We start from the raw sequence: 12,480 nt of genomic DNA, 5'->3' as shown, positions 1-12,480 counted from the left end.
TAGTTATCAAGACGCATAACGCCTCAAACACCGGCGGAGCGGAGCGACGTCCGCGTGCTTTGACTTGTTAGCTTTTTATTCATTTCCAACACCTGCATCAGGAATTCTGTGAGAAAATCCTGGATAAGATTTATCGAGGTCATCCAATATAGAATTAACCAACAGGCAAGCATCTGAAATTGTGTCGGGCAGTCTTTGTTGCTTCGGATACCGATGGAGTCTGTGAAGTGGGTTTCCGCATGTTTCGAAGCAGGATTCTCGAACCGGTCCCCATGTTCCATGTGAGTACCCAGAAGTCCATGAATAGTGCGCATCGTAAGCATCTTTTACGCCTGTTTTTTCGCTAATTTTCCTGAGATCCAAGCCGCTCCAGCTTCCTAGCTCGATGTTTAAAAACTCTTCCCAGTGGTCTTCGCCAGCTATCGCCTCAATGGTGATCTGGTTAATGTGCTTGGGTGGGTCCATTAACTCATCAAATCGCAAGGCATTTAATTTCGCTTGCCCCGCCCCATAAGCACGCCATTTCTTCCATAATTCAGGATCATCTTTATGCAACAAATACCTCAGTGAAATATGAGCTTCTAGGATTGTTCTGAGACCAAGCCTTCCCAGAATACCGGTTCCAATACCTATACCTAGCATTTCGTCGAGGACTTTTACTACATAAAGTGCTAGACCAAATACAGCATCGTGCCTCGCGTCAATAGCGGTTGTAGTGTGTGTCTGAGACCAGTGTGACTCGATTTCATTAAGGAGCGACGTTACATCAGCCCGAGAGACAAAAGGTGCTTCTGCAATTGTTGGTTCTTTTTCTTCCATAAGGGCTAAACAAGGCGAGTTTCTCCACGCTTCGTCCCAGAAAGCGTTTGGCCACGTCAAGTCTTTCTCTATAAGTGGATTTTCAGCCATTTCGGAGGCTCGAATGGATGGTCGTATTTTTCTTACATCACCTTCATACGGATAGCCAAACCATTCCTCTGCCATTACTCGTGGCACATGAAATTTCCCCGAAATTACCTGCGCCATCAATTTTAGCCAGCGACAGTCCGTAGCTTCTTGAGACTGATGCGGCAGATTGAAACCCACAGCATCCATCAAAATAGATATATCGGGTTCATCTTTAGGTAATAAATTAACCCATGTTTCCTTAGCAGGTAAGTTATCAAATAGACTTAAAACTACTAGCGCTGATGCGGTGGTTTTATTTTCTAAGATAAACCCTATGAATTGCTCTCTTAACGCTTCAGGGAGTTTTGAAATTCCAGTTAAAGAAATATCTGAAAACTGATCTTTTTCATCATGCTCACCGATGAATGAAAGTATTCTTCGGAATTCCTCAATAGCGTAATCTTGGTCATCAATCACTCGGATGATGGCAGCCCAAATCATTTCGGGAAGTCTCTCATTAGACCAAGACGAAAAAGTAACCTTATCAGCCACTACAGCAAAACCCGACTGTAACTGTTTCCCAACTTTTTTGTGATCTTGAAGATGAGTCCTATTTTTACCACTACGTGACTTCTTTCTCTTGTTTTGACTTTTTGGCATTCAATTTCAACTCATGTTGAAGTGCGACTCGGAAAGCTAGAGGTTTTATAAACGGCTCGCGGCTTTTTGCGCGTCCAGTGGAGGTCACGTTTTTTTTGTGGCCTCAACGATGTTTGATAAACTTGTTATATGTTTGGCAGGGTAAAATATAGGGGGCGGTGTCTCACCCCCTCAACCCACTACCTAAATCAGCAAGAGGATGGCGATTTTCAAAGCCATCATTACTAACTCAGGGTGTATTCTGATGGTCAATTCAATTGTCATGAATAATCCTCGAGTGTAGAACCAAAGTACAAGTGAGGAACGGCAACGCCGCGCAGCACAATGGCGATCTAGGACGTCATGCCTAGTCGGTGGATGATAGATGCCACCTAATCAGAGCCACTTTTGCCTACTTTTAAACTCTAAGAATCAGAAATTCTTCCCTACTTTTTGGACATGTAAAAGCATGTTAATCAGGCCATTGGCCTTATAATAATTATATCGTGCGGCCTGTAAATTCGGGCACAAGAATGTCAACCATTTAAACATTTGAATATATTAACGTTTTCATGGAAGCTAAGGACGTTAAATTTAAAAAAAGGCGCATAGCCCGATAATTCGTAATTAATCGGGCAAGTATGATAAGTTTGATTTGTCAGTATCAAGGATGAGGCAGCTTCCATAACCTAATTTCCATTCTTTAAATCCATTGCAGATTTTATGGTAGTGCGTAATTTACAGTCAGCGCTCCATTGTCTCGTATCTTTACTGGATTAAATATTTCATAGTTTTCAATGGTAAGCAACATCCTTCTGTTGTGTCTAAATAATTAGTAGCGATTCAATCAACTTAAATCATGACCAACAAACTCACAAAATTCTTCATTTGTAATAATCCATGATGATATTCTATGTGTTAATAAATCTATTTCTTGTCTGTATTTACCCTTAATCGAACATTCCCAGATAATCATGACCCTCCAACCCATGTTTCTGAGTATTTTTATATTTTTCAAGTCACGCTGAATATTGATTCTTATTTTCTCCTCCCAAAAGTCACTTTTAGACTTTGGCCAGTGAAATAAATGGCACTTATGACCATGCCAAAAACAGCCATTAACAAATATAACCAAGTTGTGTTTGGGGAGAACAATATCAGGTTTTCCCGGGAGATCTTTCCGATGAATCCTGTATCTAAATCCACGTTTGTGTACCAACCTTCGAATTATTAACTCGGGTTTTGTGTCTTTAGCTCTAATGCGAGACATGTTTTTGGAACGAGTTTTTATATCAAAGACATCTGCCACAATTAAAACCAGTGCTCTTTATGTGTTGATAGAAGCAAGACTGTATGTATATTTTTCAAATATCTTCAAGCTATTATCGGATGAGAGAAATGATTTTATTTCCATTGAGTTCTTAATGTTTGACCATAACTCAGGCTTTTTAGAATATTCACCATAGTCCTCACTGGTCGAATATTTCTTAATCAACTCATTCACCAATATCATTAACTCACGAAAATACTCTACTAAATCATCCTCAAGGCCTTCCCTCTTCCATATCCTTGAAAGGTCAAACCTGATTCCATTTTTTGCTCCATCAGTATTCACGTAGACAACTGCGAGGGTATAAGGAATAACAGCGGAGCGAAGCTGTCCCATTGCGTTCACGCCTACACCATAATTTTTTTCCAGTTCTTTAAATATAATGATTTTAGCTATTGTTGATTCATAGAAGTCACGGTCAATTTCAACTGATTTTAAGTCTCCTTCTTCAGGAGAGATATCTTCTATAAAGTGCCTGAATATCTTCTCGCCTCCCTTTTTGACTAAATAAGGAATTTCATTCCAGGAGCAGTAGTATTTAGCCAGCATTTCTTTTGTAAATTTTTTGTTCGGCGGAAATTCTTTCTTGATTCTATTGCCGTTGCTACCTGCGATTCTAACCTTCGTGTTGAACTCACCTTTGGCTCTCTCAAAAAACCATTTTGTTCCACTCGGCGTAATCACGCTCTCACTGAGTGACTTGAACTTGATGAGTTGAGGGTTCCTTGCCCTGAGGTCAACTTTTGAGACTCTAGACTGGGAGTTTGAGTATTCACTTATATTTGCAATCAAGTCATCAAGTTCCGAGTCTTCAGATTCATTGATGACATTAATCTTCGCCATTACTTTTACTTTACTGACATCAAGGCCTTCTTTTCTTGAGAAGTAAATTGCAGCCGTTGTTTGCCCACCATTTACTATTTGAAGATCGGTTAATGACTCAATTTGAAATTGTTTCTTACTGTAGGAAGTTTTTGCATCAGTTGCCGTAATTGTCAGGCCATTGTTATAAGCAATAAATTTTTCAGGCTCAACCCGGATAGTCCGCTTTATTCCTTTATTGACGTCGCCAGTGAACTGAAGGAAGGAGCGAACATTTTTTTCGAGAAGTCTTGTACTGTAAGTTTTGTACAAGTCTGCCAGCACATCCGCTTTCAAAACACATAGATAAGATTGAAAGTATTTCTCCTCAGTGGCTACGATCACATCGAGAGCATATCCAAAAGTTTTTCTGAAATTGACTTCCAATGCCTCTCGGTTGCCTTTGGATACAATTGCGTTGAATATGAAGTTCAGATCGATGACGCGTGTCACAAACAATAACTCTTTAGAACACTTCTTACCGCTGGAGTCTTTATAGGAAAATATGGTGGATGAATCAGGGAAATGGATTTTACGGGGCTGTGTAGTCTGTCCCTTGAAGGAAACAGTTGCCGTTAGCGATATCAGGAAAATTTCTATGACATCGAACTGTTCTATACCTTGTTGGGATGAGAGTTTTGAAGTTAATACTTTTACAGGGTCAGAATCCTGAAGCTGATGATTCAAATCTCCTTTTATAGCGCTTGCAACAAACCTCGTAGCTCGTTTGAACTGACTTTCATAGATGTCTTTCTGGGAAACACAAAGTAAACTATCGTCCGTACATTCATCTATCGTGTCTTCGTCAATAAGAAATAACTGGAGCCGCTCTCCAGACTCATTGACATTGAATGCATTGAGTTTTTGTTTTTCATTTTGGTTGAGAATGTAGCTATCATTAAAGTCTTCTGAATCAATCAGTTTTGCTTCAGCCATGTAGGGAAGCGTTTCTTCCAAGATCATTCTCTGATTGATAAATCCCTCTTCATCCTTAGAGTCATCGAGGAGACCTTTTCTGATTGAAAAATATTCTTCTAATTCTGCTTCCATTAAAACTTTTCACTGGAAATCAGGAAAGCACTCAAGGTCGATGTATTCAGGCTGTATTGTATGTTCACTATCGAGTCTGGCAGTTCAGACTTAACTAACCTCGGAAAGCCATTCATAAGACAATTGTATATATCTTTCTCGACAACCTTGAATCTATAGTTATCGTAATCACCGATGTTTTTTAGGCTAAGTTTTTTTTGCTTCAATGTCTCAAACAATATTGAAGGATCACCCAGCTTATTTGCTACCTGTTGCCTGATCTCACTCACGAGGTCACTGAGTGCCTCTCCATTTACATAATCTCCTTCGAGAGAAACAACAATAAGCTCAAGTGGTTTATCCAATACACTTTCAAGCTGGAACTCACTGGAGATTCTAACATCCAGTTTTTTATTGTCTTTTGTCTTAACTTCAATGTCTTTTTCATCAAAAGAAAAATCATGAATCTCATCATATGGCCCTACCCAAGCAGATAGCACGTGATTGATTTCTATGGCTTCGGTATTTTCGAGCAGTCCTTTCAGTATGAAAAGCTCACCAAACAATCCCTTCACTACCTCATTACTGAGTCTTTCAGATCTCTCGTCATGAAAGAATTCACTCCACTTATGGAATGTTTCAACGAAGCTCCTTGAGCTAACTATTGGGTCAGACTCATCTTTTAAACGATGATAGAGTGAGATAACAAGATCGTTGAAAAGATCATAATAAATAGGATCGGTAAGCTTCAAAACGATGCAACTCAAGCTTGAGTAGGGCTCCAATGTTAAGTTTCTGCGTTTAATGCTTTCAAAGTTAACCATATGTTCCATAGGCAACTCGAGGATCAGCGACCTATCAAGCCCAGAACTAATAGCAATGCTAAGTTCGGGAATACAGCTAGAATCAATCCTCCTTAATACATAATCTGATGAGCCATCATGATTCAGTGAAATCCATTTTTGTTCAAGTTCCAGACTATCCATTAGTGCTCCAAAACTTCCTGATAATCATCGTAAAGATCATCATCAAATAACTGGTCATCTATTTCCGGTTCCTCATGGTGAATACTCTGAAGATATGTTCCGCCAATGTCATCCCCAATTACTGGTATACCTACTGCGTAACCTATTAGAGGTATATTGTCCGAATCGATGGTTTGTTTAAGCTCCGTTAACTCGACTATTGGCTTCTGGTCATTTTCAAATACAAGAGCTAAATCTATTAGATAAATGACTAATACCCCCTCATCATCAGACATCATACGGCGGTACGCTTTTTCTGGTACGTTCAACTTGTCTTTCTTTGAAGCTATTTCAGTTTCACTCAAACCAGGGTTTTTCAGTCTATATTCTTTGGCCCAATTATCCTTGAAAGCTTGAGTAGCCTTGTTAATCTGCTCTTTTGATAGCCTTAACTGGAAATCTCTACCACCCGTGACGATATTGGCACTATTCCCACCTGCGGCGAATATATGATCGTTAATCAAACTCTCACGCCATCTGGGCGATTTCTCACTTGGCCCTTCACGACGCACTCTAGTAATGGTGTGTTCTATTCCAAGTTCATTTAAATCCAACTCTCTGGCATCACCAGATGCCCTTATTGCTATTGACCAGTTTCTCAGTTTATTTTTTTGATTACAAAGTTTGATATAGACTTTCAACTCTTCGAAGTAGTTTTCATCTGTAAATGCGTTTGGTAGATCTAAAAAATCATATAACTCCTTAACACCATCTGGTCTATATTCCAGAAACTCTAATTTCCCCTTTTCACTGTAAATGGGTCTAAAAGAATCGCTGTGCTTTTTGACCAGAGTCTTAAAGCCCTCCCATGCTGTCTCAATACGACTTTTTTCTATTACAAACTTAGTGGACTGCTTAAGGTGATCTGAGTAAGACCAACGAACCTCTTTTGAATTTTTTAATATTGATGGTCTTGTAATTTTTAGTGCGCCTGGATGTTTCAAAACTCTCAGAGCGAATTTGCTTGGTGTGTTTGATGGATCTAGATTCATCTCAATAAATCTTTGCTCCAGGTCTTCAATCGTGGCGGTAGTCTGATCAAACTTCTCCAAGCTTTCTTTGTTAGAGAAGAGCTTGCAACAATCGATATAACCGGGTCTGTAGCCGAACCATCGCCCCATCTGTAAAAGAGTGTCTGCAAAGTTGGTGTTTCTGACAAAGTAATTAACTGTTAGCCCCTCGAGTGTGAACCCCCTTGAGAGTCTATTACCACCGATTGCAATATATACCTTCTCATTAAAGTCTTTATCTGATTCATCAGGATAGATGAGTTGATCTTTATCACTACTGTTAACTGCCTTGGTCTGAATGTCAGAAACAACTTTAATCAGCAATGGCTTTACATCAGAAAAAGTCTTTGGTTCCAAAAAGGGATCTTCATAATCATCAGGAAGATATGACCTGATATTTTCCACAACATAAGCGTAATGTTTGTACCAACACTTTTCGAAAAGGCCATATATTGAATTTTTTGAGTTTGGCTGATCATTGTCCAGTCTTTCCTTCAACTCATCGACATATGTTTCCACAAGCTTTTTTGTCTTAGATTGCCAGGTAGTAAATCTGGATATATGAATAAGCATGGTGTTATGCGGCTGGTACAGCTTCGAACCAGTCATTAAACTTTTTCTACTCACCCTAATTGCAGTCGATAAGACAAAACACATTATCGCTTCTTTGAGAGACTCAGGTAGATACTCCGGGAATTGATCATACTTAGTTGTGGCACGGGTATCTTTACCTGTTTCTGTTGTCAGATTTATTCCATCTTTTGTCACTCTGGAAGGAAATGCATCTTCATGGTCTTTTATAGGGGCAGCCACTAACGGTTCAATTTTTTTTACGTCATCTAGTCGTGTCTCAAAAAAATGTTTGGCTCCAATATAATTTGGCGGAGGAAACAAAAGCTCAATGAATTCATTCGGGAAGAGGCTATCAACCTGGCTGAATGGGTGTTCTTCTCCTTTGTCTTTCAGAACCCATTTAGCATCTGTAGCTTCATTTCGATCCTGTAAAACATTTCCAAAAGGTGTTGCTGTATATCCTAAATATGTTTTTTTATCGAATAGACCTAACAAAGCCCTTATGTGTCCATTAATAGTCGATGAATATTCGCGACCTTTCGCGCCAAGGTTGTTGAGTGAAGCATTGTCGGCCTCATCATCAATAACAAGCAATGGAATTGATATTTTATCTTTGTTCTTGTGCAAGTAACTCTGAAGCCATAAAAGCAAATTTTTTAATACATCCGTATTTTTTTTGCATATAAGAATGTTTCTACTATTGAGTGAAAAATCTGCTTCTTTGATAGTCTTCTTAAAGTCTGTCTCTCTTGATGTGGGAACAACAATTTGATGAACATGAGGATAATCACCCTGCTGGCCAAATGACGCACATGCTCCAACACCAATGAAAGCTCCATTTTCGAATTTCCCCTCCACTTCCTTTTCAATCCGCTTTTGGGTTTGAACCCTAAGATCTTCCATAATCCCTGAGAGAACTATAATCAGGTCGTAGCCAACATCTACAGCACTATTGATTACGGCATTGAAATTCGATGTCTTTCCTGACTGAACACTGCCAACAACCAGTCCTCTGACATAGAATGGATCCTGTGACTTTGGATCCCCCATTTTTTTGAGTATTTCAAGACTGGACCTCTCTGTTTCTTTGATGAGATCTCTTGTTCTGCCAATCCTTCTTAAATATTCTAGATATCTTGTCCTGTATGTCTTAGCTCCATCCACATTCCAACCAGTTTTTCTTATTCTTTCGTCATCAAGCCAGATTTTATATTCCCCATCTCCAGTCAGTGAAACACTTGGGGTAGTCATTCCCCTTTGGTTCTCGTGTTTGCACTCTCTTTTAGCTATGTCGAATAAGTGATCAAACTTTTCTTCCGTGAGGGGCTGTAGCACCATAATTTCTTCTAATTTTTTTAGTGCAAATCGTGCTTTAGACTTTAAAACATCCGTGTCAAAAAAATCTTTATGAACATGACCAACTTCATTTTTTTGAGCCTCAAACCAAGACTCAAGAAACATTTTGATTTGTTTAATTACTTCACTGTTTGTCATTTAATTCAGTTCCTCCATGATATCAACGGGTAATGTATCCAATTCAAATCCGAGCATAGGCAAAATCTGTTCTTTAATGAAGTTGCTATCGAATCCATTTTTTTTGAAGTCCTTTATCATTATCAAAATGTCTTTATCTGATAGACCGTCATCCTCAATAACCCCAGAAAACTTTTCTCGATCATGAGATTTCCTGATTGTATTAATAGTGCTGTTTATCATTCTTAACAGCGATCTAAATTTCGAGAGCTGGTCGTGTGGCATTTCTTTCTCTAGAGATTGTATGAGATGAAATTTATGATTTATCTCAAGCAACATGCCTCTGTTGGATGCTTTTTTGGTGAACAGGTCTTCTGTTTCTGCTTTTGTTCTCTCAGGGAATATTTTTACTCGACGGTTGTAATATTCACGCTCAGCCTGAAGCTTCAATTCTTCTATGTAGTCCTCTATTCCTTTTCTGAGATCATGAGGAATTATGACCTGGGACTTAGCCACGTTGAGATGCAGAAGATGATCACATGAGTTGCCAATGTCTATTCTCAGCCTGGCTAATTGCAAACGGGGAGCTTTTCTTATTAAACCGTTCCAACCACCGAATAGGATGATTCTGTTCAGCCGGTATATATAAATACCTTCCATGTCCATCAATCCCTTGTGCTTTGTCGTCCAGTTAGTGTTGTCCTGTCTGACTTCATCAATTGCCCTAGATGGAAGAACAAATCCCTCTACTTTTATTGATCCCTCACCAAAACTGCGTTGTTTAAATTCGATAGATCTAAACCCATGCTCATTTACTGGAAAAGGGTTAAAAGGTTCTAGCTGGTTATTATTTATTCTGATTTTTAATACCTTGGATTTATCTTCCATAAACCTGTGAAAAACCAACTGCAAGTGTTCAGAAGTAACTTCGGTCAGTTCTTTTTGAAGAGCTTTATCCGGTGCCTTACCCTCAAGGTAGTTTTCAAATTTATAAAGTCCGGACCAAATAATAATTGTATTTGGCATAAAATCGTCATGAGCATTGAGAAATTCATCACTAAGTAGTTGGTAAGTGCTGATGAGCTCCTGTATTTGAAGTTCTGAATTTACTTGAATTTTCCATCCACTTTTTTTTAAAAGTTCAACATCCCATGTTCTGGCATGATACTTATCTTCGCCTTTATTCCTTGAAAGAACTGTAAATCTTCGAGTTTGTGAAAAGGAGGCCGTTTTCAGGCCAAGACCAAACCGCCCAAGATCTGAGTCGCTGCGTTTAGCTTCAGGGGAAGAACTGGGAAATTGCATACTCTGCTTGAGAGTATTCTCTTCCATACCATTACCGTTATCTGCTAAATAAAGAGTGAAAGGTTGTTTATTGGTATCAACCAGTATTTCAACCTTGTTTGCACCTGCAGTAATTGAATTATCAATCAAGTCAGCCAAAGCTGACTCCAGACTGTAACCTTGTTCGGCAATCGATTTGATTAGATCCTGCGGATTTGGAACCGCATCTTCTGTATCTTCAATGATTTCCATTTCAGTCATTAAATTATCCCATGCGAGTCAGGCAAATTATGCTGAGACTCATTTTTTAGTAGCAGATGATGGCATCTGAGGTTATCAATAAAAATTGCTGGGTACTAGAAGAATTTCAGGCTTGCCGGGGAATAGATGTTCAAATTTGTTTTTAACCTGGTATCCTGTCATCAATTTAATCGAGTACTCTTCAATGGATACCCCAATAAAAATAATCGATCTATTCGCTGGACCCGGAGGTTTAGGTGAGGGCTTCTCATCGCTCAGGGATAATAAAGGAGACCCTTTTTTCAAAATTGCCCTATCCATCGAAAAGGAAAAAAGTGCTTACAAAACACTAACATTGAGAGCATTTTACAGGCAATTTCCTCCAACTAGTGTTCCGCCTGAATATTACGATTTTCTTCACGGCAAATTGGGTAATGATCCATTCGAGCAACTGTTCAATATCCCTGAGCTAAAGAAATATGCTAAGTATGCAACTGATGAGGCAAAATGCCTGACTCTGGGCAAAGATAATGACGAAATTCATACATTAATCAGCAAAGCGCTTGGCCAAGATAGTCAACCCTGGGTTTTAATTGGCGGACCTCCTTGTCAAGCATATTCAATGGTTGGTCGTTCAAGGAACAAGGGAAATTCTCTCTACTCAGCTGAGTCCGATCACAGAAGCTTTCTTTACCTGGAGTATTTAAAAGTAATATCAAAATTTCAACCTACAGTTTTCGTTATGGAAAATGTCAAGGGCATGCTCTCAGCAAAAATCAATGGGGAAAAAATAATTGACGATATCCTTAAGGATCTGAAAAAACCAACTTCCCGTATCGAGTCCAATGATTCAGATATAGAGTATGAGATTTTCTCTTTATCAAAAGAAGTAAGTGGTGAACCTGAACCTTCCGACTTTCTTATTAAATCAGAGGATTATGGGATACCTCAGGCCAGACACAGGGTTATTCTTCTGGGTGTACGTAAAGATTATCTGATTGAATTAAAGCCGGAAATTCTTAAAAAGTCTCCGGACAAAATAGTGAGTGTGAGAGATGTGATTTGTGATTTGCCTCGTGTCAGGAGTGGATTATCCAGAGAAGAAGATACTAATGAAACATGGATACGTGCGATTAATCAAAGCATCAAACCTGTCTTGGAAGAACTTGAAAATACGAAGCAATTTTTAATTGCAGAAGAGATAAAGAAATCATTACAAAAAATGACTGGAAAGCCTTTATCAAGGGGGCAAAACTGGGCTCAAAAATCAATAAGTAATAAGGAGCCAAAAAAGCTACTTGCTTGGTACCAAGATCCTTCCTACAAGAAGTTAGTTTGTAATCACGATACTCGCACCCATATCAGAGATGATCTTATTAGGTATCTATTTTGTTCCGCATATGGTCGTTGTGAATCTGTTACCCCAAACGCAACAAAGTTTCCTGAATCACTTGCACCGAAACATAAAAATTGGAGTTCCGGCAATTTTTCTGACAGGTTCAGGGTTCAGATTGCTGATAAACCATCAAAAACCATCATGAGCCACATTGCTAAGGATGGACACTATTACATCCATTATGATCCAAGCCAAAGTCGTTCTCTAACAGTCCGCGAAGCAGCCAGATTACAAACATTTCCTGACAACTACTTTTTTGTTGGAAACAGAACTGAGCAATATGTTCAAGTTGGGAACGCAGTCCCCCCATATTTAGCTATACAAATCGCGAAAATTGTCTCAAAACTGTTTTAAAATAATGCATGAAGATTAATTTGGGTGTTTTATCTAAAAGGTATACTTGGGTTATTGTTTAAGAATGGTGATTAACTCAATGCCAAACAGAAGTTCATATAACAAAAAACCCAAGAATAAGTTTAAAAAACTGTCAAAATCTCAAATTCAAAATCAGATTGCCAATTTGAGGTCAAAAAGAACACCAGGTGATAATGTTTATGAAATTGATAAAATGATTAAAAAGCTGGAAGACCAACTACTTCGCCGCAGAAGGCCCAGAGCTAAATTTATATCTGGTGGTGCCACAGGTTTGAAAAAATAATAATCCGAATGGTAAGTCCTGATATTTCTTGACTGAATTAAGTCGCAGTTAAAACATGTTTCACTACTACATCG

At 38.8% G+C, this 12,480-nt stretch carries 8 protein-coding genes; 2 read left to right on the top strand and 6 right to left on the bottom strand.

Annotated elements, in window-relative coordinates:
• Positions 1-75: 75 nt before the first annotated feature.
• The 6 genes from B3S93_RS13450 to B3S93_RS13430 all read right to left on the bottom strand — a co-directional run bounded on the left by B3S93_RS13450 (position 76) and on the right by B3S93_RS13430 (position 10,373).
• Positions 76-1,548 carry a DUF5677 domain-containing protein gene (locus B3S93_RS13450; protein ID WP_292398667.1) on the bottom strand — a complete coding sequence of 491 codons (1,473 nt, stop codon included), beginning with the start codon at positions 1,546-1,548 and terminating at the stop codon, positions 76-78.
• A gap of 826 nt (positions 1,549-2,374) precedes the next feature.
• Positions 2,375-2,836 carry a very short patch repair endonuclease gene (locus tag B3S93_RS15640; RefSeq protein ID WP_366928625.1) on the bottom strand — a complete coding sequence of 154 codons (462 nt, stop codon included), beginning with the start codon at positions 2,834-2,836 and terminating at the stop codon, positions 2,375-2,377.
• Between the two features lie 18 nt (positions 2,837-2,854).
• On the bottom strand, positions 2,855-4,768 hold the full coding sequence (locus B3S93_RS13445; RefSeq protein WP_292398664.1) for an AIPR family protein: 1,914 nt from the start codon (positions 4,766-4,768) through the stop codon (positions 2,855-2,857).
• On the bottom strand, positions 4,768-5,733 hold the full coding sequence (locus tag B3S93_RS13440; RefSeq protein ID WP_292398661.1) for a PD-(D/E)XK motif protein: 966 nt from the start codon (positions 5,731-5,733) through the stop codon (positions 4,768-4,770). The genes B3S93_RS13445 and B3S93_RS13440 overlap by 1 nt, the downstream gene beginning before the upstream one ends.
• Positions 5,733-8,849, bottom strand: coding sequence for a Z1 domain-containing protein (locus tag B3S93_RS13435; protein ID WP_292398657.1), 3,117 nt, complete (start codon positions 8,847-8,849; stop codon positions 5,733-5,735). The genes B3S93_RS13440 and B3S93_RS13435 overlap by 1 nt, the downstream gene beginning before the upstream one ends.
• Positions 8,850-10,373, bottom strand: a complete 1,524-nt coding sequence (locus tag B3S93_RS13430) for an ATP-binding protein (protein ID WP_292398654.1) — start codon at positions 10,371-10,373, stop codon at positions 8,850-8,852.
• Between the two features lie 184 nt (positions 10,374-10,557).
• Here B3S93_RS13430 and B3S93_RS13425 point away from each other — a divergent pair, with 184 nt between their 5' ends.
• On the top strand, positions 10,558-12,102 hold the full coding sequence (locus tag B3S93_RS13425; protein WP_292398651.1) for a DNA cytosine methyltransferase: 1,545 nt from the start codon (positions 10,558-10,560) through the stop codon (positions 12,100-12,102).
• Positions 12,103-12,181: 79 nt separating this feature from the next.
• Positions 12,182-12,406, top strand: coding sequence for a hypothetical protein (locus tag B3S93_RS13420; RefSeq protein ID WP_292398649.1), 225 nt, complete (start codon positions 12,182-12,184; stop codon positions 12,404-12,406).
• The last annotated feature ends 74 nt before the right edge of the window (positions 12,407-12,480 follow it).

The sequence above is a fragment of the Methylophaga sp. UBA3613 genome (assembly GCF_002375415.1).
Lineage (GTDB): Bacteria > Pseudomonadota > Gammaproteobacteria > Nitrosococcales > Methylophagaceae > Methylophaga.
The sequence above is the reverse complement of the archived record's forward strand: the minus strand, read 5'-3'. Positions and strand labels throughout refer to the sequence as shown.